16 protein-coding genes and 1 pseudogene are annotated in these 21,809 nt (G+C 73.2%); 7 read left to right on the forward strand and 10 right to left on the reverse strand.

What is annotated here, in order from left to right:
• The first annotated feature begins 28 nt into the window (after positions 1 to 28).
• Positions 29 to 4,432: a ricin-type beta-trefoil lectin domain protein gene (locus ACIPSC_RS14565; protein ID WP_400825821.1), complete on the forward strand. Its 4,404-nt coding sequence runs from the start codon at positions 29 to 31 to the stop codon at positions 4,430 to 4,432.
• Positions 4,433 to 4,491: 59 nt separating this feature from the next.
• Here ACIPSC_RS14565 and ACIPSC_RS14570 read toward each other — a convergent pair whose 3' ends face one another.
• Positions 4,492 to 6,084, reverse strand: a complete 1,593-nt coding sequence (locus ACIPSC_RS14570; RefSeq protein ID WP_400825822.1) for a PucR family transcriptional regulator — start codon at positions 6,082 to 6,084, stop codon at positions 4,492 to 4,494.
• Between the two features lie 417 nt (positions 6,085 to 6,501).
• On the opposite strand from ACIPSC_RS14570, the gene ACIPSC_RS14575 reads away from it, so the two are divergent.
• The 5 genes from ACIPSC_RS14575 to ACIPSC_RS14595 all read left to right on the forward strand — a co-directional run bounded on the left by ACIPSC_RS14575 (position 6,502) and on the right by ACIPSC_RS14595 (position 13,330).
• Positions 6,502 to 7,389, forward strand: a complete 888-nt coding sequence (locus ACIPSC_RS14575; RefSeq protein ID WP_400825823.1) for an FAD binding domain-containing protein — start codon at positions 6,502 to 6,504, stop codon at positions 7,387 to 7,389.
• On the forward strand, positions 7,386 to 7,874 hold the full coding sequence (locus tag ACIPSC_RS14580; RefSeq protein WP_400825824.1) for a (2Fe-2S)-binding protein: 489 nt from the start codon (positions 7,386 to 7,388) through the stop codon (positions 7,872 to 7,874). Before ACIPSC_RS14575 ends, ACIPSC_RS14580 begins: the two co-directional genes overlap by 4 nt.
• On the forward strand, positions 7,871 to 10,243 hold the full coding sequence (gene pucD / locus ACIPSC_RS14585) for a xanthine dehydrogenase subunit D (RefSeq protein WP_400825825.1): 2,373 nt from the start codon (positions 7,871 to 7,873) through the stop codon (positions 10,241 to 10,243). Before ACIPSC_RS14580 ends, pucD begins: the two co-directional genes overlap by 4 nt.
• Positions 10,244 to 10,569: 326 nt before the next feature.
• Complete coding sequence (locus tag ACIPSC_RS14590) at positions 10,570 to 12,051, forward strand: NCS2 family permease (RefSeq protein ID WP_400825826.1); 1,482 nt, start codon at positions 10,570 to 10,572, stop codon at positions 12,049 to 12,051.
• A gap of 82 nt (positions 12,052 to 12,133) precedes the next feature.
• Entirely contained in the window at positions 12,134 to 13,330 is a 1,197-nt protein-coding gene (locus ACIPSC_RS14595) for an XdhC family protein (protein ID WP_400825827.1), read from the forward strand.
• Positions 13,331 to 13,384: 54 nt separating this feature from the next.
• Here ACIPSC_RS14595 and ACIPSC_RS14600 read toward each other — a convergent pair whose 3' ends face one another.
• Complete coding sequence (locus ACIPSC_RS14600; RefSeq protein ID WP_400825828.1) at positions 13,385 to 13,678, reverse strand: hypothetical protein; 294 nt, start codon at positions 13,676 to 13,678, stop codon at positions 13,385 to 13,387.
• A 228-nt stretch (positions 13,679 to 13,906) separates the two neighbouring features.
• On the opposite strand from ACIPSC_RS14600, the gene ACIPSC_RS14605 reads away from it, so the two are divergent.
• Complete coding sequence (locus tag ACIPSC_RS14605; RefSeq protein ID WP_400825829.1) at positions 13,907 to 14,200, forward strand: hypothetical protein; 294 nt, start codon at positions 13,907 to 13,909, stop codon at positions 14,198 to 14,200.
• A 124-nt stretch (positions 14,201 to 14,324) separates the two neighbouring features.
• Here the strand turns inward: ACIPSC_RS14605 and ACIPSC_RS14610 are convergent, their stop codons facing one another.
• The 8 genes and pseudogenes from ACIPSC_RS14610 to ACIPSC_RS14645 all read right to left on the reverse strand — a co-directional run bounded on the left by ACIPSC_RS14610 (position 14,325) and on the right by ACIPSC_RS14645 (position 21,680).
• Positions 14,325 to 14,528, reverse strand: a complete 204-nt coding sequence (locus ACIPSC_RS14610; protein ID WP_400825830.1) for a cold-shock protein — start codon at positions 14,526 to 14,528, stop codon at positions 14,325 to 14,327.
• Between the two features lie 91 nt (positions 14,529 to 14,619).
• Positions 14,620 to 15,537 (reverse strand): SDR family oxidoreductase, encoded by a 918-nt coding sequence (locus ACIPSC_RS14615; protein ID WP_400825831.1) that lies wholly within the window; start codon positions 15,535 to 15,537, stop codon positions 14,620 to 14,622.
• Positions 15,538 to 15,616: 79 nt separating this feature from the next.
• Positions 15,617 to 15,871 (reverse strand): annotated as a pseudogene (locus ACIPSC_RS14620) (PIN domain-containing protein); the annotation flags it as partial.
• A 26-nt stretch (positions 15,872 to 15,897) separates the two neighbouring features.
• On the reverse strand, positions 15,898 to 17,622 hold the full coding sequence (locus ACIPSC_RS14625) for an SDR family oxidoreductase (protein WP_400825832.1): 1,725 nt from the start codon (positions 17,620 to 17,622) through the stop codon (positions 15,898 to 15,900).
• Positions 17,619 to 18,506, reverse strand: a complete 888-nt coding sequence (locus ACIPSC_RS14630) for a M24 family metallopeptidase (protein WP_400825833.1) — start codon at positions 18,504 to 18,506, stop codon at positions 17,619 to 17,621. The genes ACIPSC_RS14625 and ACIPSC_RS14630 overlap by 4 nt, the downstream gene beginning before the upstream one ends.
• 84 nt (positions 18,507 to 18,590) lie before the next feature.
• Entirely contained in the window at positions 18,591 to 19,679 is a 1,089-nt protein-coding gene (locus ACIPSC_RS14635; RefSeq protein WP_400825834.1) for a PDR/VanB family oxidoreductase, read from the reverse strand.
• Between the two features lie 110 nt (positions 19,680 to 19,789).
• On the reverse strand, positions 19,790 to 20,704 hold the full coding sequence (locus ACIPSC_RS14640) for a metal-dependent hydrolase (protein WP_400825835.1): 915 nt from the start codon (positions 20,702 to 20,704) through the stop codon (positions 19,790 to 19,792).
• A 196-nt stretch (positions 20,705 to 20,900) separates the two neighbouring features.
• Positions 20,901 to 21,680: an IclR family transcriptional regulator gene (locus ACIPSC_RS14645; protein ID WP_400825836.1), complete on the reverse strand. Its 780-nt coding sequence runs from the start codon at positions 21,678 to 21,680 to the stop codon at positions 20,901 to 20,903.
• Between the last annotated feature and the right edge of the window lie 129 nt (positions 21,681 to 21,809).

Genomic DNA, 21,809 nt, shown 5'->3' on the forward strand with positions numbered 1-21,809 from the left:
GGTGCGCGCCGAACCACGGGGGAGTTCCATGCCCACCACGCCCAGACCCAGACCCGACCGGCCGGCCCGACGGCCCGCCGCCGCCCTGGTCTCCTTCGCCGTCGCGGCCGGACTGCTGACCGTCAGTCCGCTCGCCGCCCACGCCGCCGGCGGCCCGTCCCCGGCCCCGAGCGTCACCGCCGCCAAGCCGCCCACCCGGCCGGCCCCGGACAAGGTCCAGGACGCCGTCGCCCGCGCCAAGCGCGAGGGCAAGGACATCCCCGTCCCCGAACTCACCGACGAATACACCACGGTGGTCGCCACGGCCGGCGGCAAGCTGCGCTCCGAGCAGCACCAGCAGGCCCAGCGCGCCAAGCGCACCGACGGCTCCTGGGCCGCCCTGGACGACACCCTCGTGAAGCGCGCCGACGGCACCGTCGCCCCCGCCGTCGCCGGCGGCGACCTGGTCATCTCCGGCGGCGGCACCGGCCCGCTGGCCACCATGACCACCCAGGACGGCAAGCAGCTCGCCGTCTCCTCGCCCTTCCCCGGCCCGCTCCCGGCGCCGGTGCTCACCGGCAACGGCGCACTCTTCCGCGACGTCGCGCCGGACACCGACCTCCAGGTCAACGCGACCAAGTGGGGCGGCTACACCACCGTCGTCGTGCTGCGCACGCCCGCCGCGGCGGCCAACCCCGCCGTGCGCACCCTCGTCTTCCCCACCGCCACCAAGGGCCTGGAGCTCGGCAAGAGCGCCGAGGGCGCGCTGACCGCCTCGGCCGACGGCGAGGCGGTCTTCACCGCCCCCACCCCGCAGATGTGGTCGGCCAAGGAGGCCCGGACGCCGGGCGCCCGGGCCGCCGCCAAGTCCGCCGCCGCCGAGCCCTTCGCCGGCTCCGCGCCCCGCGCCCAGGGCGCCCCGAAGGCCGCCGCCGAAGCGCCCGCGGCCGGACAGCCCGCCGCCGAGGCCGGCGCCGCGACCCGCACCGCGCCGGACGCGCCGAGCACGGCCGCCGGACCGGGCGCACTCGCCACGGTCGCCGACATCCCGGTGGCGGAGGCGAAGGTCCACGACAAGGGCGGCAAGGCCGAGGGCGCGATCACCCTCACCCCGAGCCCCGACCTGCTGGACGGCCCCAGCACCTCGTACCCGGTCTACGTCGACCCGTCCTGGGGCCGGGACGCCCGCGGCAAGCAGCACCACGCCTGGGTGATGCAGGCCCACACCACCACCGGCAACTTCGACCGCACCGGATCCAACGACCGTGACCGGCCGGGCTCGGGCTACCAGGGCTGGGAGTCCCCGTACGGCATCGAGCGGGCGCTGTTCGAGTTCGACCTCAACGGCTACGCCGGCGCCACCATCAACTACGCCAACCTGCAGATCAAGCAGTACATATCCTCGGACCACTCCTGCTCCACGACCTACCCGGTGAACCTCTACCGGGCACGGGAGTTCGACTCCTCCGTGTCCTGGGGCAACCACCAGATCCGGGAGTGGATCGACGGCAAGAACGTACCGGGCAACGGCACCCTGAACGAGTGCTACAACGACATCCCGGTCGACTTCAACATCACCAACGCCCTGCGCGACGGCATCCGCAACACCGGCGTGCCGCTCGCCTTCGCCGTCCTCGGCCAGGAGGGCAGCGGCCAGCGGATGGGCTTCAAGCGGTACTCCTACGACGCGACGCTGAGCAGCGAGTACGACTTCCCGCCGCGGGTGCCCACCAACGAGCGGGTCACCCCGGCCCCGCACCGGGTCACCACCTCGGACACCGACGCCTGCGCCGACGTCCCGGTCTCCTCGTACGGCTACGTCACCAACACCACTGCCACGCTGCGCTCGACCGTCAGCAGCCCCAACCAGGGCCAGCTGACCGAGTACCTCAGCATCTGGGACAACACCACCGGCGGCAACGTCGTGAACAACGGCTGGTCCGGCTTCGTCGGCACCGGCAGCGAGGCCGCGTACGACCTGCCGGTCGGGCTGCTCCAGAACGGCCACCACTACGGTTGGTTCGCCCAGGGCGACGACGGCCTGCTGCGCGGACCGTCCGGCACCGTCTGCCACTTCGCGGTCGACCTGACCCCGCCGGTGTTCGGCTTCGGCGCCTTCACCGACCCGGCCACCCAGTTCCCGCCGGCCGGCAACGGCCAGACCACGCAGCTGAAGCTCGGCGACACCGGCCACATCCCGGTGACCGCCTCCGACCCCAGCCCGGGCGCCGGCCTGATCTCCTCCGGCCTGGCCTGCGTCCAGTGGAGCTACGAGCCGCAGCTGGCCAACGCCGAGCAGAAGTGCGCCCCCGGCGGCTCGCTGACGATCACCGACATCGCCACCAAGCCCCCCCACTGGGGCACCAACGTCCTGTACGCCCGCGCCGTCGACGAGGCCGGGAACTCCTCGCAGACCTACTCGTACGCCTTCTACGTCCCGTGGGCGCCCGGCCCGGTCGCCTTCGGTGACACCACCGGCGACGCCCGCCCGGACATCCTGCTGGCCGACACCGCCGGCAACCTGGTGACGCACGGCCGGGCCACCGATGCGGGCAACGCCAGTGTGCCGCCCACCGGCACCGCGGCCCCGGCCGCGCAGGCGCCCGGCAACGACTCGCCGACGAACCCGCGGACGTGGAAGGACTACCGGATCTCGCACCGCGGCTCGCTCGACCCGACCACCAACCTGGACGACCTGTTCGTCCACAAGGACCAGAGCAAGCCCGGCGCCGGCGACGGCGACGACGCGCTGTACTACTACTCGGACACGCTCTCCGACCCGGGCCGCTTCACCCGCGGTACCTCGACCACCGTCGACCGGCCGGACTGCAGCACCACGTACGCCACCTCCTGCAACGGCCACCACGACGGCGGCAGCTGGGCCCTGGCCCGCCAGATCACCCCGATCGGCTCGGCCAAGGACACCCGCACCCCGAGCCGTCAGGTGACCGACGCCACCGGCGTGTTCGCGATCGACTCGGACAGCCTCTGGTTCTACCCGGTCAAGACCAACCACACCCTGGCGCCGCCGTCGCTGGTCGCGGCCGGCGGCTGGGACGACAAGGACCTGATGGTCCCCGGCAACACGCTGGCGATCGGCGCCACCACGGCCACCACCCCGGCCCTGTGGGTCCGCAACCGGACCAACGGCGACATCTTCCAGTACGCGCTGACCACCGCCGGACGGCCGGACGGCTCCACCACGGTGACCGCCCTGACGGCCAACCCGCCCACCAAGATCGGTTACGGCATCACCGCCGGGAGCTACCCGACGGTCGGCTCCGACGGCGACGTCACCGACGACCAGGTGCCCGACTTCTGGGCCGCCGACGCCGCGGGCAACCTGCACGTGTGGGCCGCCACCACCGCCGGCGGCAAGGTCAACGGCTTCACCGGCGAGCACATCCGCGGCACCACCCAGGCGCCGTACGCCCAGTGGCGGCTGACCGGCGACACCAACGCCAACCCGGCCGCGTTCAACGGCACCGCCAACGGCGTCGCCTGGACCGCCGACACCGTCGACGGCCACGCGACGACGGTGGCCTCGTTCGACGGCACCCGCAAGTCCGACCTCACCGCCAAGTACACCGTCGACACCCGCAAGAGCTTCACCGTCAGCACCTGGGCCTACCTGGCCAAGGACGACGCCGGCATGGTCGTCAGCCAGGAGACCACGCACGGCAGTGCGTTCATGATCTACGGCGACCACGGCACCTGGAAGTTCGGCATCGCCCGGGCCGACACGGCGAACGACTGGCCGTACGACTGGACCTCGGCCCAGAGCCCGGCCGCCGCGTACCAGCTCAACACCTGGACCCAGCTGACCGCGAGCTACAACGCCGACACCGGCCAGATGAACCTGTACGTGAACGGCAGCCTGGCCGGGACGGCGCAGCACGCCGCGTCGACCAGCCCCACCGCGACCGGCAGCCTGGTCGTCGGCCGCTACCGCAACAACGACGCGAGCAGCAACTACCTCACCGGCCGGGTGAGCAACCTCGCCGTCTACGACACCGCGGTCACCGCGACCACCAGCAACAGCCCGGTCCGCTTCGCGGCCCACTTCGGCCGCTGCATGGACGCACCGAACAACAACACCGGCAACGGCATGCACCCGCAGCTGTGGGACTGCAACAGCAGCGACGCCCAGCGGTTCAGCCTGAACGCCAACGGCACGCTCACCATCAACGGCCAGTGCGTGGCCGTGAGCGGCAACGGCACCGCGTCCGGCACCGCGGTCATCCTGTGGACCTGCCTCGGCGAGGGCGGCCAGCAGTGGCGCGCCCGGGCCGACGGCAGCATCTACAACCCGCAGTCGGGCATGTGCCTGGACGTCCCCTGGGCGAACAGCAACCCGGGCACCGTCTTCCAGCTGTTCACCTGCAACGGCACGCCGGCGCAGCGCTGGAGCATCCCGACCGTGAACACCCCCGTCCTGCCCGTCAACCCGTAGCAGGACTCCGGGCAGGCAGTGCGCCCCGTCGGCCGGCCGGCCGACGGGGCGCCGTCGTGTCAGGCCAGTTCGAGGGCCAGGTAGAAGTCCACCCGGTCCTCCAGGCGGGAGAGGTCCCGCCCGGTCAGCTCCTCGATCCGGCCGATCCGGTAGCGGAGGGTGTTGACGTGCACGTGCAGCTGGCCGGCGCAGCGCGTCCAGGAGCCGTCCGAGCGCAGGAACGCCTCCAGCGTGCGGACCAGGTCGGCCTGGTGCTCGATGTCGTAGGCGATCACCTTGTCCAGCAGACGGCTGCGGAAGGCGCGGCGGACCTCGTCCGGGACGGCGGCCAGCAGCAGCACGTGCGAGGCCAGCTCCTCGGGGCCGGCCACGCAGACCCGGCCGACCCGGGCGCCGGCGATCCGGCGGGCGTGCCGGGCTTCCTCCAGGGCGCCGCGCAGGCCGCCGGCCTCGGGGGCGGGGGCGGAGACGCCGAGGGTGATCCGCCCCTCGGAGCCGAGGCCGGCCTCCAGCGGGGCGAGCAGCTCACGCAGGGTGTCGGCGGGGACGGCGGCGTCCATCGCGGGCATCACCACGACCGCGCCGGTGCCGGCCCCGGCGACCAGGGCCCGGTCGGTGGTGCCGCCCAGGGCCTCCTCCAGGACGGCGCGCACCGCCCCCTCGGGCAGGCCGGTCCCCTCGGCGCTGAGCACCAGCCAGTTGCCGTCCGGCGCCTGGGGCTTCGGCTCGGGGGTCTCGTACCGGGCGGCCATCGCCGAGGAGGCGTAGAGGGTGCGGCTGATCTCGGCCGGGTCGGCGTCGCGCTGCAGCAGGGTGAGCACCTCGTCGGCGAGCCGGCGGCGCAGCCGGCGGCCCTCGTCGCGGCGCTGGCGCTCGGCGGCGACCAGCCGGGCCAGGTTCTCGGCGAGCTGCTGGCGCTTGGTGGTCCACTCGGTGACGTCGCCGGCCACCGCGAGCACCCAGTCGGCGAGCGGCGCCTCGGCGTCGGGGGTGGCCGAGGCGGGCAGCAGCGAGTACGAGCCGGTGAGCAGCCGGGCCCGGTGCGGGGGCCGGCGGCGCTGGCGCTGGGCGCCGAGGTGGGCCCGGACCAGCTGGTCGCGGTCCTCGGCGGAGAGCCGGTCGGCGGGGCCGGCGATCACCGCGCCGGTGGGGGTGAGCACCCAGCAGTCGAGGTCGAGGTCGCCGCCGAGCAGGTCGAGGACGGCGTCCAGCCCGCCGCCGCCGGCCGCGGAGACCAGCAGGCGGTGGCGGTCGACCAGGGCGGCCAGGTCGGCGGCGCGGTCGGCCGAGACCTGCCGGCCGATGAACTCGGTGACGGTCCCGAAAGCGATGTCGTCGGGTACCGCCAAGAGGGGCATCCGGTGCCGCCGGCAGGCGTCCACGAGGTCCTCGGGGACGGGGCCGACCTCGGCCTCGCCGGCCGCGAGGGCGACGGCGCCGCCGGCCACGATCGTCCTGACGAACCGCTCGGAGTCGGCCGGGCCGGTGCGCCAGAGCATGCCGGTGAGCACCAGCTCACCGCCGTGCAGGTAGCGGCCGGGGTCGTGCAGGTCCGTGGTCATGACACCGCTGACCTGCCGGTCCAGCTCTTCCTCCGCCGCGAGCAGGCGCAGTCGCGGGGCTCCGGGGGCGAGCAGGTCACGGACACGCATCCGGGACTCCTAACGGGCTGGGGGTGAGGGTGAGGGCCCGAGCGCTCGGTCCGGGCAGACAGTGTGCCCGAACATCAGTGCTCGGTGTTACGTACCGACGAGTGCCCGGATCACGGGCCCATAGCTTGGGAATCACGGCCGGATTACGGTCGTAGGTAGCGCCCCGTAAACAGCTGGGCTGCGCGATTGTCCTCCTTAGAGGAACGTACAGGATGCCGGGCGGCACCACAGCCGGGGCTTCATGCCATCGGTGACTCCCAGTGGGCCCCGTCACAGCGGTTCACTGGCCACAAGCCGCCGGACACATCCGGGTGACCAGGACGCAAAGCGAAGGCGACAAAGCAGTAGCACAGTCCGAACACCGGAAGCGGGCACTGTGCCCACCGTCCGGCAGCAACGACTTGAGGAGACACCCGCATGGAGTTCCTTCGGCCCGCTACCTGGGACGAGGCACTCGCGGTGAAGGCTGAGTACCCGACCGCGCTGCCCATCTCGGGCGGTACGGACGTCATGGTCGAGATGAACTTCGACGTGCACCGGCCATCCGCGATTCTCGACCTGAACCGCATCACCGAGCTCACCGAATGGTCGAACGACGGCAGCGTCGTCCGGCTCGGTGCCTCCGTCCCGTACACCCGGATCATCGACGAGCTGTCCGGCCCGCTGCCGGGCCTCGCGCTGGCGGCCCACACCGTCGGCTCCCCGCAGATCCGCAACCGCGGCGGTGTCGGCGGCAACCTCGGCGGGGCCTCCCCGGCCGGTGACGCGCACCCCGCGCTGCTGGCGGCCGGGCGCGACGTCTTCGTCGAGGCCGGCTCGGTGCGCGGCACCCGGATGATCCCGATCGACGAGTTCTACGTCGGCGTGAAGCGCAACAGCCTGGAGCCGGACGAGCTGATCCGGGCCGTGCACATCCCGGTGGCGGACGGCCCGCAGCAGTTCTCGAAGATCGGCACCCGCAACGCGATGGTGATCGCGGTCTGCGCCTTCGGTTTCGCCCTCCACCCGAGGAACGGCACCGTCGGCACCGGTATCGGTTCGGCTGCCCCCACGCCGCGCCGCGCCGTCGAGGCCGAGGAGTACCTGCAGGGCGTGCTCGCCGAGCGCGGGCTCTGGGAGTCCGGCGACCTGCTGGGCGCCGAGGTGATCCAGCGGTTCGGCGAGCTGGTGAAGGACGCCGCCTCCCCCATCGACGACGTCCGCGGCACCGCCGACTACCGGCGCCACTCGCTGGCCGTGATGGCCCGCCGCACCCTCACCTGGTGTTGGAACGACTACAGCAAGCAGATCAGGAGCGCGGCATGAGGGTCACTTTCACCGCCAACGGCAAGCCGGTCGAGGCCGACGACGTCTGGGAGGGCGAGAGCCTGCTGTACGTCCTGCGCGAGCGGGTCGGCCTCCCGGGTTCGAAGAACGCCTGCGAGCAGGGCGAGTGCGGCTCCTGCACCGTCTACCTGGACGGCGTGCCGGTCTGCTCCTGCCTGGTCGCGGCCGGCCAGGTGCAGGACCGCGAGGTCCGCACCGTCGAGGGCCTGGCCGAGGAGACCGGCGAGCTGGGCCTGGTCCAGCAGGCGTTCGTCGACGCCGGCGCCGTGCAGTGCGGCTTCTGCACCCCGGGTCTGCTGGTGCAGACCGACGCCCTGCTGGAGCGGGACGCCCAGCCGAGCGACAACGACATCCGCGAGGCGCTGTCGGGCAACCTCTGCCGCTGCACGGGCTACGAGAAGATCATGGACGCGGTGCGGCTGGCTTCCGCCCGCAAGTGCGCCGGTAAGGCGGTCTCGGAATGAGCGTTCGCACCATCCAGGGTCAGAAGAACCTCCAGAACATCAACCAGGCCAGCAAGGACGGCATCGGCGGCTCGCCGCTGCGCCCGGACGGCAACCTGAAGGTCAAGGGCGAGTTCGCGTACTCGTCCGACATGTGGCACGAGGACATGCTCTGGGGTATGGCGCTGCGCTCGCCGCACCCCCGGGCCAACATCCTGAGTGTGGACATCTCCGAGGCGCTCAAGGTGCCGGGCGTCTACGCGGTGCTCACCCACGACGACATCCCGGGCTCCAAGTACTACGGCCTGGAGATCCAGGACCAGCCGGCCCTGGCGATCGACAAGGTCCGCTACCACGGTGAGGCGATCGCGCTGGTCGCGGCCGACCACCCGGAGACGGCCCGCCGCGCGGTGAAGAAGATCAAGGTCGAGTACGAGGTGCTCACCCCGATCACCACCGAGGAGCAGTGCCTCGACCCGGAGACCCACGGCTACGTGCACGAGCCGCACGAGTACAAGTCCCACGGGTACGGCAACATCTGCCACGAGCAGAAGCTCGTCTCCGGCCTCGGCGTGACGGACGAGGTCCGTGCGATGGCCGACGTCATCGTCAAGGGCACCTACGAGGTCGGCATGCAGGACCAGGCCTTCCTCGGCCCGGAGTCCGGCCTGGCCGTGCCCGCCGAGGACGGCGGCATCGACCTCTACATCGCCACCCAGTGGCTGCACGTGGACCGCCAGCAGATGGCCCCCGTGCTGGCCCTGCCGGAGGAGAAGGTCCGGCTCACGCTCGCCGGCGTCGGCGGCGCCTTCGGCGGCCGCGAGGACCTCTCGATGCAGATCCACGCCTGCCTGCTGGCCCAGCACACCGGCAAGCCGGTCAAGATCGTCTACTCCCGCGACGAGTCCTTCTTCGGCCACGTGCACCGCCACCCGGCGCGGATGACCTACGAGCACGGCGCCACCCGCGACGGCAAGCTGGTCTTCGCCGACGCCCGGATCGTGCTGGACGGCGGCGCGTACGCCTCCGCCTCGCCCGCCGTGGTCGGCAACGCCGCCTCGCTCGGGCACGGCCCGTACGTGATCCCGAACGTCAAGATGCACGCCATCGCGCTGTACAGCAACAACCCGTCCTGCGGCGCGATGCGCGGCTTCGGCGCCGTCCAGGCCGCGTTCGGCTACGAGACGCAGATGGACCGGCTGGCCGCCGAGCTGGGCATGGACCCGGTCGAGCTCCGCCAGCTGAACGCGATGGCCGAGGGCGACCACATGCCCACCGGCCAGCAGATCGACTCGCCGGCCCCGGTCGCCGAGCTGCTCCGGCGGGTCAAGGACATGCCGCTCCCGCCGCCGCTGGACCTCGACCACCTGGACGTCCGGCAGATCCCGGGCGCGCTGTCCAACACCTCGCACGGCGAGGGCATCGTGCGCGGCGTCGGCTACTCGGTCGGCATCAAGAACGTCGGTTTCTCCGAGGGCTTCGACGACTACTCGACCGCGCGGGTCCGCCTGGAGGTGATCGGCGGCGAGCCGGTCGCCATGGTGCACACCGCGATGGCGGAGGTCGGCCAGGGCGGTGTCACCGTCCACGCCCAGATCGCCCGCACCGAGCTGGGCGTCGAGCAGGTGACCATCCACCCGGCCAACACCGAGGTCGGCTCGGCCGGTTCGACGTCCGCCTCGCGGCAGACCTACATGACCGGCGGCGCGGTGAAGCTGGCCGCCGAGGCGGTCAAGCAGGCGCTGATCGAGAAGGGCCGCCGGCGCTACGGCTGGGCCCAGAACGACCTGTCGCTGGTCGGCGGCAAGGTGGTCTCGGAGTCGGCCGGCGCGCTGGTCTCCATGGTCGACCTGCTCGGCGACGAGGCGATCGACCTCACCCGGGAGCACCACCACCGTCCGACCGTCCCCTTCGACAAGGAGACCGGACAGGGCTTCGGCCACGTCCAGTACACCTTCTGCGCCAACCGCGCGGTGGTCGACGTGGACGTCGAGCTCGGCCTCGTCAAGGTGGTGGAGCTGACCGCCGCCCAGGACGTGGGCAAGGCGCTCAACCCGCTCTCCGTGGTGGGCCAGATCCAGGGCGGCTGCACCCAGGCGCTCGGCCTGGCCGTGATGGAGGAGATCATCGTCAAGGACGGGAAGGTGCGCAACGCGTCCTTCACCGACTACCTGATCCCCACCATCCTGGACACCCCGCCGATCCCGGTCGACGTCCTCGAACTGCCCGACCCCAACGCGCCGTACGGTCTGCGCGGCGTCGGCGAGGCTCCCACCGTCTCCGCGACGCCGTCGATCGTGGCCGCCATCCGCAACGCCACCGGTCTGGCGCTCAACCGGATCCCGGTCCGGCCCGAGCACCTCACCACCGAGGCCCCGGAAGCCCTCTAGCCGGAACCTCCGCACACCTCCCCGGGGCGGCGACCGCCTTCTCCGAGCGCGAGCGAGGGGAACGGCGAGCACAGGCCCGCCGCCCCGGGGCAGCACCACCGAACGCAGTGAAGAGCACCGCCCATGCACCATCCGAAGCAATGCGAACGCACCACTCCGCTGCCTCTCCCACGCCGGGGCTCTGCAGCGGTGCCCACCACCCTCGCACTGCCGGCACTGCCACAGAGTGCGCCCAGTGAGTCGAATCGTCCCCCTGTGCCAACTTCGTTGACTGGCTGTCAGGTCGGCTCGCCCACCCCAACCCCCTTTGACACTTGGGAGTGGACATGACCAGGATCCCCACGGAGCCCGGCACCACTGAAGACAGACCCGCCGAGGACGACGCCCCCACGTCGGCCCCTGCGACTCCTTCGAAGAACGCGCTGGACGCGTACTTCAAGATCTCCGCGCGGGGATCGACGCTCACCAACGAACTCCGCGGTGGCGTCACCACCTTCATGGCGATGGCCTACATCATCCTGCTCAACCCGCTCATCCTGAGCGGTGCCGACGTCACCGGCGTCAAGCTGGACCACGCCGCGCTGACCACCGCCACGGCGCTCGCGGCCGCCGTCACCACCATCCTGATGGGCGTGGTGGGCAACGTCCCGCTCGCGCTGGCCGCCGGCCTCTCGGTCTCCGGGGCCGTCTCCGCCCTGGTCGTCCCGCACACCACCTGGCCACAGGCCATGGGTCTGTGCGTCATCTACGGCCTGCTGATCGTGCTCCTGGTGGTCTCCGGCCTCCGCGAGAAGATCATGAACGGCATCCCGCTGCCGCTCAAGCACGCGATCACCATCGGCATCGGCCTGTTCGTGACGATCATCGGCCTCTACAAGGCCGGCTTCGTGCACACCGGCGGCCCCACCCCGCTGTCGCTCGGCCCCACCGGCGAGCTGGCCGGCTGGCCGGTCCTGATCTTCTGCGTCACGCTGCTGTCGATCTTCGTGCTGATGGCCCGCAACGTCCGCGGCGCCATCCTGATCGGCATCGCCGGCGGCACCGTCCTGGCGGTGGTCGTCAACAAGTTGGCCGACGTGCCGGCCGACGCCTGGAAGAACTCCGTGCCGGTCTGGCCGGGCAGCCCGGTCTCCGCCCCCGACTTCAGCCTCTTCGGCGACGTCGACCTGTTCGGCGCCTTCGGCGGCAAGGGGATGGGCGCGATCAGCGCCTCCGTCGCGGTCTTCACCCTCGTCCTGGCGGGCTTCTTCGACGCGATGGCCACCATCATCGGTGTCGGCACCGAGGCGGGCCTGGCCGACAAGCAGGGCCGGATGCCCGGCCTCTCCAAGGCCCTGTTCATCGACGGCGCCGGCGGCGCGGTCGGCGGCCTGGCCGGCGCCTCCGGGCAGACCGTGTTCGTCGAGTCGGCCACCGGCGTCGGCGACGGTGCCCGGACCGGCCTCGCCTCCGCCGTCACCGGCGGCCTGTTCGCCCTGATGCTCTTCTTCTCCCCGCTCGCCGGCATCGTCCCGGTCGAGGTCGCCTCCGCCGCCCTCGTCGTGATCGGCGCGATGATGATGAGCCAGGCCCGGCACATCGACTGGTCCGACCGCGAGGTCGCCATCCCGGCCTTCCTCACCTGCGTCCTGATGCCGTTCACCTACAGCATCACCGCCGGTGTCGCCGCGGGCGTCATCTCCTACACGGTCATCAAGGCCGGCCAGGGCAAGTGGCGCGAGCCCGGCCCGCTGATGTGGATCCTGACCGCCGTCTTCGTGGTCTACTTCGCGCTCACCCCGATCAAGTCCTGGCTGGGCGTGCACTAGCAGCACCGCCGCCGTACGGGAATCGTTTCCCGTACGGCGGCACCACCCGTTCCGTCCGTTGAGGTTGAAGGAGCTCCCCGACATGCAGGACATCGCCGAGCAGCTGCAGGCCTGGCACGCGTCCGGGCGTTCCTTCGCCGTGGCGACGGTGGTCGGGGTCTCCGGCAGCGCGCCGCGCGATCCGGGCGCCGCACTCGCCGTCGACGCGGCCGGCGAGGCCGTCGGCAGCGTCTCCGGGGGCTGCGTCGAGGGGGCCGTGTACGAGCTCTGCCAGGCCGCGATCGAGTCCGGCGAGCCGGTCCTGGAGCGGTTCGGCTACAGCGACGAGGACGCCTTCGCCGTCGGCCTGACCTGCGGCGGCATGCTGGACGTCTTCGTCCAGCCGGTCGTCCCCGGCACCGACCCCGCGCTCGACGCCGGCATCGCCTACATCGCCTCCGGCACCCCGGTGGCCCTCGCCCGGGTCATCGCCGGCCCCGGCGGCCTGGTCGGCGCCACCGTCGCCGTCACCGCCGACACCCACCACGGTGCCCTCTCCCCCGCACCGACGACCGTGGCCAACCTGGAGCGCGCCGTCGTCGCCGAGGCCCGGGCCATGCTGGACGCCGGCCGCACCGGCCGGGTCGTCCTCGGCCTGGACGGCCGCCCGTGCGACGAGCACGAGCAGGGCACCGTCACCGTCTTCGTCGAGTCCTACGTGCCCGCGCCGCGGATGCTGGTCTTCGGCGCCATCGACTTCGCCGCCGCCGTGGTGCGGATCGGCAAGTTCCTCGGCTACCACGTCACCGTCTGCGACGCCCGCCCGGTGTTCGCCACCCGCAAGCGGTTCCCGGACGCCGACGAGGTCGTCGTCGACTGGCCGCACCGCTATCTGGACGCGCAGCTGGAGCGGATCGACGGCCGGACCGTGCTCTGCGTGCTCACCCACGACGCCAAGTTCGACATCCCGCTGCTGGAGCGCGCGCTGCGGCTGCCGGTCGGCTACGTCGGGGCGATGGGCTCGCGCCGCACCCACCGCGACCGGCTGGAGCGGCTGCGCGAGGCCGGCCTCACCGGGGCCGAGATCGGGCGGCTGCGCTCGCCGATCGGCCTGGACCTCGGCGCCCGCACGCCCGAGGAGACCGCCGTCTCGGTCGCCGCGGAGATCGTCGCCCACCGGCGGGGCGGCAGCTGCCTGCCGCTGAGCACCGGCGACGGGCCGATCCACCACGACGTGGCGCGCGCGGCGGAGGCCGCGGACGGCCCGGCCGCCGGGGACCCCCGGCCGCACGCGGCCTGAGCGGCGGGGCGGGGCGGCGCGCGGCGTCCGCGGTGTGCGGGTGGGCTCCGCCGGTCAGGTCACGACGTTGTAGGCCTCGCAGATCATCGGCGGGGTGGTGGGCATGCCGATCTCCTGAAGGATCGGCATCAGCACCGCCGCGAAGTGGTCGAAGGCCTCCCTGGACTCCCAGACGTCGGTGACGTGCCACCCCCCGCCCGGCGTCGGGCCCGCCGCGTGCAGGATCAGCCCGCGCACCGGCCAGTCCGACGGCGAGTTCAGCCCCGCTCCGCCGGTCAGCCGGTCCACGCTCTCCTGGTACTGCGCCTGGGTGGCCTCGGGAAACTCGAACACCACGATGACGGCCATGGGCTGCTGCTCCTGCTCGCTGGGCCGGCGGGTCGCCGGGGACGGCCGACTCCAGTGCAGCCCCGGCCCGGGCCCGGTCGCCAGCCGGCGCCCCCGCCCGGGTGACAGCGACCGCAGGCGACCTCAAGTGGCCTCAGGTGACACCGGGTCGCATTGCGGGCCCCTGGCGGCGGCGTGACGCTGGAGTCCGGCGGACTCACCGTGAGCCCCGGGAAAGGAGCAGCCGTCATGCGTGCCCTGCTGGAGATCGAGCTCGACACCGAGACGACCAACGCGCTGATCACCGACGGCACGGTCCGCGAGCGGTTCGAGCGGATCATGTCCAACCTCCGGCCGGAGGCGGCCTACGCGTTCGCCCGCAACGGCCGGCGGTGCCAGATCGTCGTCATCGACATCGCGGACGAGGCCTCGATCCCGTCCATCTGCGAGCCGTTCTGGCTGGAGTTCAACGCCGACGTCGACCTGCACCTCTGCATGAACCCGGAAGAGCTGCGCGCCGGGCTGGACCGGGTGGGCCGCTGAGGGGACGGCAGAGGTCCGCCGGGCCGCCGGCCGCCGACGGCAGCTGAGTCCGCGTCAGTCCGAGACCGCGGGCTGCAGCCCGAAGCCGACCACCACCGCACCGCTCACGGCCGTGGCGTCCTGCTCAGAGGGGCCGGACGTGTTCGGCCACGGCCCGGCCCTCCTGCTCCGTCGCGTCGTACTCCACCCGCTGGCCCTCGGTCAGCGCCCGGTCGCCCTCCCCCACGATCGAGTCGAAGTACACGTACAGCGCGGGCCCGTCCTCGTCGGGCGTGATCAGGCCGTAGCCGTGTTGCACGTTGTAGGACTGCACGGTTCCGGTGGCCATGGGTACTCCTTCGGTCGCTTGGGGTGACGACCTCCTGGGTACCACCCCCGGGCGCCGAACGAATGCTGCCGCGCCCGGGGGCCGTGCGGTGTCAGCGGTAGTTCGCCGGATCCAGGAACCCCTCGGTCCGCTCCGCGTCCAGCAGGTAGCGCCAGCAGTCCGGGCGGCCGCCGTCCACGTCGGTGAAGCCGTACTCCTGGGCCAGACCGCCGCTGGAGAGCGAGCGGCCGTTCCAGCGCGCCGCCTCCGGGTCGGTGGCCAGCGCCACGACCGCCCGTCCGACGAAGGCCGGCGACTCCGAGATGCCGAACTGCGGCTCCCGCTCGGTGGCCTCGCGCCAGGTCTCCTCGGTGACGCCGAAGTGCTCCAGCATCATCTCCGAGCGCAGCCAGCCCGGCGTCAGCGCGACCGCCGTCGCCCCGCGCGGGCCGAGCTCGTGCCCGAGGGCGAAGGCCATCCGCAGGATCGAGGACTTGGCGAGGTCGTAGAAGAGCGAGTTCCGGTACCGCGTCCCGTTGTACTCGGCCGTGCCGTCGGTCATCTCCACCACCAGCCCGCCCGGGCGGCGCAGCAGCAGCGGCAGCAGGAAGTGGTTGGTGATCGCGTGGGTCTCCACCGCCAGGCGCAGCAGGCGCAGCCCGTTGTCGAGGTCGTGCTCCCAGACCGGGACCTCCCACTCGAAGAGCTGCTCGCCGCCCCAGATGTCGTTCACCAGGATGTCCAGCCCGCCGTGCTCGGCCTCGATGCGCTTCGCCACGGCCGCCACCTCCTCGGGCACCAGGTGGTCCGCCCGGACGGCGATCCCCTGCCCGCCCGCGGCGGTGACCAGCTCGGCGGTCTCCTCCAGCGTCTCGGCCCGCCCGTACTCCGACCGCTGGCCCTGCGCGCTGCGCCCCGTCCCGTACACGACCGCCCCGGCGGCCCCCAGCTGCACCGCGATCCCCCGCCCGGCCCCCCGGGTCGCCCCGGCCACCAGTGCGACCTTGCCCTTGAGTGGCTGCCCGCTCATGCCCGTCCTCTCCTCGCGCCTCCCGTGCCCACCCATCCTGCCCCGGTTCCCCGCACCGCGGGCGCGATGTCGTCGGACCTCAGTCCGCCGTGCCGGGCGGGACGACCCAGCGGGTGGACTGACCGGTGACGGCCGCGATCATGTCGTAGTCGCCGTCGTAGTGCAGGACGGTGCGGCCGTGGCGTTCGGCCGCGGCTGCGATGACGAGGTCGGCCACGGACAGCGCCCGCCGGTTGCCGGCGGCGGTGAGGAGCGCCTGGACCTCGATGGCGCGGTCCCACACCTCGTCAGGCGTCGGCAGCCGGTCGAGGCCGCGCAATCCCTCGCGGATTCGGTATCGCAGGTCCGGGGGCCGTTCGGTCAGGTGACGTTGAGGCGGGCGGCGAGGCGGAGGAGGCCCGGGGAGAGGCGGCTCAGGAAGCGGGCGGCCTTGGCCTCGGGGGTGACCGGGACGACGGGGCGGCCGGTGCGGACGGCGTCGAGGATGGCGGCGGCCACCTTCTCGGGCGGGAAGCCGCGGCGGGCGTAGAGCCTCGCGGCGCGGGCCTGCTTTGCGGCCTGCTCCGCCGCGGTGGTGGCCGAGAAGGTGGAGGTGCGGGTGATGTTGGTGTTGACGATGCCGGGGCAGATGGTGGAGACCCCGATGCCGTGGCCGGCCAGTTCGGCGCGCAGGCAGTCGGAGAGCATGAAGACCGCGGCCTTGCTGGTGGCGTACGCGGTGAGCGCCTTGGAGGGCAGGTAGGCGGCGGCCGAGGAGACGTTGACGATGTGGCCGCCGGCGCCGCGGTCGGCCATCAGCGTGCCGAAGGCCCGGCAGCCGTGGATGACGCCCCAGAGGTTGACGTCCAGGACGCGCTGCCACTCCTTCGAGGTGGTCTGCAGGAAAGTCCCGGAGTGGCCGATGCCCGCGTTGTTGACCACCACGTCGGGCACGCCGTGGTCGGCCGCGACCTCCTTGGCGAAGGCGTCGACGGCGTCGCCGTCACTCACGTCGACCTGGTAGGCGTGGGCCACCGGGCCGATCAGGGAGGCGAGTTCGGCGGTGCGCTCGGCGGCCGCGAGGTCGAGGTCGCAGACCACCACCCGGGCGCCGTCCTCGGCGAAGGCCAGCGCGGTGGCCCGGCCGATGCCGCTGCCGCCGCCGGTGACCACGACCAGCCGGCCGGCGGCGGCCGCCTCGGCGGCCCTCCCGGCGTCGACGGCGGCGGTGAACTCGCGGACCATTCCGGCCACGGTGGATCCCTTCTCCAGCAGGGCGGACCAGTGGGTGGCGTGCAGCGAGCGGCGGGTGAGCCTGGGCACCCAGCGCTCCAGCCCCTCGGAGAGGAACGCGCCCACGTAGCGGTCCTTGGTCAGGGTGATCAGCTGGACCGGCACCTCGGTGGGCCGCTCGCGCGGGTTGCGCAGGGCGGGCCGCATGTTGGCCCGGTACAGCTCGATGCCGCGGACGGCGTCGCGCCGCAGGGTGGGCTGCGGGTGGCCGGCGCGCGGGGTGACCTCCTCCAGGTCCCGCAGCACGCGCGGCCAGGCGCGGGCCAGGCCGAGCCGCCAGACGCCGGGGGCGAGGTAGGGCAGGTGGAAGGCGGTGATGTACCAGGAGTGGACGCCCTGCGAGAGCAGCTGCTTGAGGTGGCGCGGGGTGGGCCGGCGGAGACGGTGGCGCAGCCAGTGGCCCATGTGGTCCAGGCAGGGCCCGGACATCGTGGTGTAGGAGGCGAGCCGCTGCTCGGCGCCGGGCGCGGTGACGGCCTCCCAGGACTGCAGCGAGCCCCAGTCGTGGGCCACCACGTGCACCGGCCGGTCCGGGCTGACCGCGTCGGCGACGGCGAACAGGTCGGCGGCCAGCTGCTCCAGCCGGTAGCCCTCGCGCGCGGACGGGACGCCGGACTCGCCGGCGCCGCGCACGTCGTAGCGGACCACGTGGTGGTCGCGGGCCAGGTCGGCGGCGACGTCGTCCCAGACCGCGTGCGTGTCGGGGTAACCGTGCACCAGCAGGACGGTGGGCCCGGTCGGATCGCCCTCCTCGAAGACGGCGAGCGGCAGCCCGCCGGAGTGGACGGTCCGGCGGCGGGGGGTCGTCGTCATCGGGTCGCCTCCTGGGCGGTCTCGGCCCCGGCCGGGACGGACGCGGGCGTGCCCGCCGCCGCGCTCCAGCGCCGGACGTGCGGCAGGTCGTCGTCGAGCCAGTACGCGTCGTCCTCGGTGACCACCAGCAGCTCCTCGAACTTGATGCCCACCTCGCGGAACCCGATGTGCGGCTCGACCGCCCACAGGCCCGGGGTCGGCGCGTGCCGGGACGCCCGGCCGTCCGCCCAGAGCGGGGAGCGGCCGTGCAGGCGCTCGCTGATCAGCTCGCGGCCGAGGGTCTGGAGTGTACGCACCCCGAAGCCGAAGAGGTTGACCCCGGCGGGACCGCGGGCGGTCATCCGGGTCACCTGGTGGCCGATCACCCGGCCCGGGTAGACCTGGTGCCGGTTGTCGTAGCCGTGCGCGGCGATCTGCGCGTCGACGGCCGCATACACCTCGTTCAGCGGCTTGCGGGCGCGGACCTCCGCCAGGATCAGCTCGCGGTAGACCTGGAGGTCGGCGGCGAGCCGGTCCCAGACCCGGTTCTCGCCGACCTTGCCGCCGTAGCCGATGTCGGCGGTGTAGCCGTCCACCACGGGGGCGCAGTCCAGCACGTACGGCATGCCCTCCTCCAGCCGGCGGCCGCCGGCGAAGAACTGCAGCGGCGTGTGGAAGTGCCGGAACGCCGTCCGGTCGCCGAACCAGGCGAACGGGACGTGGAAGAAGTCCTGCACGCCCGCACCGACCAGGCAGTGGCGCAGCTTGGCGGTGGCCTGCCGTTCGGTGACGCCGGGTTCGATCCAGGCGGCGACCTGCTCGGCGCAGTGGTAGGCGAGTTGCTGGGTCTCGCGGAAGCGGGCGAGGTCGTGCTCGGTGAACGGGAAGGTCGGGGGCTTCGCCACGGCGGGGGGCTCCTGTTCTGGGGTCCGGGGCTGCGGGGGCGGGGCTGCTGCGGGTCGACGGGCCTGACGCGTCGTCGAAGGGCCCTAAAGGTCGACGACGAGCGTCTCGCCCTCGGCGGCCCGGGAGACGCACGGCAGCAGGGCGCCGGCGGCGCGCTGCTCGGGGGTGAGGCGGCGGTCGCGGTGGTCGGGCGCGCCGGCGAGCAGGCGGACCTCGCAGGTGCCGCAGAACCCCTGGTGGCAGGAGTAGGGCAGGTCCGGGCGGGCCTCGCGGAGCACGTCCAGGGCGGACCGGTCGGCGGGGACGGCGAGCGCCGGGCCGTCCGCGCCGAGGCGGACGGTGAACGGCTCGCCGTCGGTGATCGGCGCCGCGCCGAACCGCTCGAAGTGCAGGGCGGCGGCGGGCGATCCGTCCAGCGCGCCCTGGACGGCGGCGAGCATCGGGGCCGGGCCGCAGCAGTAGGCGGCGGCCCCGGGCGGGGCGTACCCGAGCAGCTCGGCGCCGGTCGGCACGCCGCCGTGCTCGTCGTCGGTGCGCCGGTGGACCCGGCGCGGATCGAGGTCGTCCAGCTCGTCCGCGTACGGGAGGGTGGCGGCGCTGCGGCCGACCAGGACCAGCCGCCAGTCCAGTCCGTGGCGCTGCGCCTCGCGGGCCATCGGCAGCAGCGGGGTGACCCCGATGCCGCCGGCCAGCAGCAGGACGGCGGGCTCGGCGCAGAAGGCGAAGCCGTTGCGCGGGCGGCGGGCGGTGAGGCGGGTGCCCTGGTGCAGGGCGTCGTGGACCTCCACCGAACCGCCGCCGCCCCCGGGCAGCCGGCGGACGGCGATCCGGTAGGCGGTGCGCTCGGCCGGGTCGCCGCAGAGCGAGTAGTGGCGCTCGCGGCCGGAGGGGAGCGTGAGACGCAGGTGCGCACCCGGCTGCCAGCGCGGCAGCGGGCCGCCGGAGGGGTCGGTGAGCCGCAGTTCGACGACGTCCGCGGCGACTTCGCGGCGGGCGGCGACCACCAGTTGCAGCGGCGGGGTGGGACGGCCGACCGGCCGACGGGGGTTGCGGCGCAGCAGCGGGCTGCCGAGGGCGGGGCTGTAGCGGTCGCCGAAGGCGGTGAGCCGCCGCATGAACCGGTCGGCGTGGGGGCGGCCGTAGAGGTCGGGGGGCGGGGTGTGCAGGTCCATCCGGCGGGTCCTTGGGTGTCCGTGGGGGGCGGCGTCGGGTGAGGTGGGCGGGTGGGGGCCGGTCCGCGGCCGCCGCTCGGCGGCCGCGGGGTGCCCGTCCCGCCCGACCGTCAGTGGGCGGCCGCCGCGCGGGCGGCCGGGGAGGTGGCCAGGTAGCCGAGGGCCTGGCTGGACGAGCCCTCCTGGGTGGGGTGGTAGCCGGGGCGCAGGTAACGCAGGCCGGAGCGCACCGACTTGACCGGATCGGGCAGCAGTCCGCGCCGGGCGATCCGGCGGGCCTCGCGCCAGGACGGCCTCAGCCGTCCGTCGAGGCTGGGGTCGGCCGCCAGCAGGAACCGGGCGCCGCGCACCCAGAGGTGGACCAGCAGCGGCCCGGAGACCGCCATCCCGCGGATCCGCCGCAGGTAGCCGGGGTCGAGGTGGACCATCAGGTCGAACGCGACGCTGCGGTGCTCGACCTCCTCGGCGCCGTGCCAGCGCAGCAGGTCCAGCATCGTCGGGTCGGCCTTGGCCCGGTCCAGGCCCGGGGAGTTGAGCGCCCAGTCGCCCAGGAAGGCGGTGAAGTGCTCGATCGCCGCGACGAAGGCGACCCGCTCGATGATGTTCTCGCGCCGCCGGGCCGGTGTCAGGCCCGGCCTGTCGCCGAGGACCCGCTGGAACAGCCAGGCGATCTGACGGACGTACGGGCGCGGGTCGAGCCCCTGGCCGAGCAGGTGGTCCAGCACCTCCTGGTGCGCCTCGGCGTGGATGGCCTCCTGGCCGATGAAGCCGAGCACCTCCTCGCGCAGCTGCTCGTCGCGGATCAGCGGCAGCGCCTCCTTGAACACCTTGACGAACCAGCGCTCGCCCTCCGGCAGCAGCAGGTGGAGGACGTTGATGACGTGGGTGGCCATCGGCTCGTCCGGGATCCAGTGCAGCGGCAGGCCGGCCCAGTCGAAGCGGACGTCCCGGGGCTCCAGGACGAGGCTGTCGTGGACGCGCGAGGCCGGGGCGGCGACGGCGGGAACGGGCGTGGAGCGGGGCATGGGAGGGCCCTCCTGACCTGCGGGTGGCGGCTCGGCTCAGGGAAACGTACTCGCGGGTAGCGGCGGCGACAAGGGGTTCGGAGCCTCTTATCGACATCGAGTCTAATAAGTGATGTGCACCGCGGGGCACCCCGGGAAACACGAAGGCCCCGCCGAATCCGGCGGGGCCCCACGTGGACGGGCGGACGGCGGCCGGTCAGACCGCCATGGCGAGCATCAGCGGCGCCGCCCGGGCCGCCAACAGCTCCGCCGCCGCCTTGAGCCGGTGCACGTTGTCCACCGGCATCGACGTGGCCAGGCAGCCGACCGTGCTGCCCGCCGTCACCGGCACGGCCGCGCAGACGGTGCCGAGCGCGTACTCCTGGATGTCCAGCACCGGCACGGTGGCGGGCTGCCGCTCCAGCCGGTGCATCAGCTGGTCGGTGTCGGTGACGGTGCGCGAGGTCAGCCGGGCCACCGGGTGCCGGGAGAAGTGGTCCCGGCGGCCGTCGTGGTCGAGCTGACTCAGCAGGCACTTCCCGATCGCACTGGCGTGCGCGGTGGCCCGGAAGTCCACCCACTCCTGTACCGCGGGCGCGTGGTCGGCGGCGGAGACCGCCTCCACCGACAACTCCCCGTCGTGGTACCGGCTGAAGTACACTGCCGCACCCAACTCGTCGCGCAGTTCGGCGAGTTGCCGGTTCATCCGGGCCCGGACGAGCTGCTCCCGGTTGTGCTGTCCGAGCAGCGCGAACGTGCCGCCGAGCAGCCAACCGCCGTCCTGGCACTGGAGATAGCCCTCGATCTCCAGGATCTCGGCGAGCCTCCGGACCGTCGACAGGCTCAGGGACGTCTCCCTGGCGAGGGCGACCAGGGTGGCACCGCCGGCATGCCGGTCGACGGCCTCCAGCAGTCTCAGGGCGTGCTGCAAGGAGGTGATCGAACCGGGCGTGCCCTGGTCCGGCGCGGCGTGACGACCCGGGGCTGGTGTCGACATGTCGTCCCCTTCCGATGTCCGCCCGCACGGCGACCTGCGGGCTTCCTCCAGCCTAGCCACCCGGACGGCCGGGCAGTTGCCGTCCACGGATATTGGTGCAGGTCTCGTGAACGGGCTTGACCGGCATAT

Source organism: Kitasatospora sp. NPDC090091 (assembly GCF_044747365.1).
In the GTDB taxonomy this organism is placed as follows: domain Bacteria; phylum Actinomycetota; class Actinomycetes; order Streptomycetales; family Streptomycetaceae; genus Kitasatospora.

What these genes read in the sequence shown, in the direction of transcription:
- ACIPSC_RS14625 (WP_400825832.1), bottom strand. Translation starts at nt 17,622, where the DNA reads ATGACGACGACCCCCCGCCGCCGGACCGTCCACTCCGGCGGGCTGCCG.
- ACIPSC_RS14595 (WP_400825827.1), top strand. Translation starts at nt 12,134, where the DNA reads ATGCAGGACATCGCCGAGCAGCTGCAGGCCTGGCACGCGTCCGGGCGT.
- ACIPSC_RS14580 (WP_400825824.1), top strand. Translation starts at nt 7,386, where the DNA reads ATGAGGGTCACTTTCACCGCCAACGGCAAGCCGGTCGAGGCCGACGAC.
- ACIPSC_RS14610 (WP_400825830.1), bottom strand. Translation starts at nt 14,528, where the DNA reads ATGGCCACCGGAACCGTGCAGTCCTACAACGTGCAACACGGCTACGGC.
- ACIPSC_RS14640 (WP_400825835.1), bottom strand. Translation starts at nt 20,704, where the DNA reads ATGCCCCGCTCCACGCCCGTTCCCGCCGTCGCCGCCCCGGCCTCGCGC.
- ACIPSC_RS14570 (WP_400825822.1), bottom strand. Translation starts at nt 6,084, where the DNA reads ATGCGTGTCCGTGACCTGCTCGCCCCCGGAGCCCCGCGACTGCGCCTG.
- ACIPSC_RS14600 (WP_400825828.1), bottom strand. Translation starts at nt 13,678, where the DNA reads ATGGCCGTCATCGTGGTGTTCGAGTTTCCCGAGGCCACCCAGGCGCAG.
- ACIPSC_RS14615 (WP_400825831.1), bottom strand. Translation starts at nt 15,537, where the DNA reads ATGAGCGGGCAGCCACTCAAGGGCAAGGTCGCACTGGTGGCCGGGGCG.
- ACIPSC_RS14575 (WP_400825823.1), top strand. Translation starts at nt 6,502, where the DNA reads ATGGAGTTCCTTCGGCCCGCTACCTGGGACGAGGCACTCGCGGTGAAG.
- ACIPSC_RS14645 (WP_400825836.1), bottom strand. Translation starts at nt 21,680, where the DNA reads ATGTCGACACCAGCCCCGGGTCGTCACGCCGCGCCGGACCAGGGCACG.
- ACIPSC_RS14605 (WP_400825829.1), top strand. Translation starts at nt 13,907, where the DNA reads ATGCGTGCCCTGCTGGAGATCGAGCTCGACACCGAGACGACCAACGCG.
- ACIPSC_RS14590 (WP_400825826.1), top strand. Translation starts at nt 10,570, where the DNA reads ATGACCAGGATCCCCACGGAGCCCGGCACCACTGAAGACAGACCCGCC.
- ACIPSC_RS14635 (WP_400825834.1), bottom strand. Translation starts at nt 19,679, where the DNA reads ATGGACCTGCACACCCCGCCCCCCGACCTCTACGGCCGCCCCCACGCC.
- ACIPSC_RS14565 (WP_400825821.1), top strand. Translation starts at nt 29, where the DNA reads ATGCCCACCACGCCCAGACCCAGACCCGACCGGCCGGCCCGACGGCCC.
- pucD (WP_400825825.1), top strand. Translation starts at nt 7,871, where the DNA reads ATGAGCGTTCGCACCATCCAGGGTCAGAAGAACCTCCAGAACATCAAC.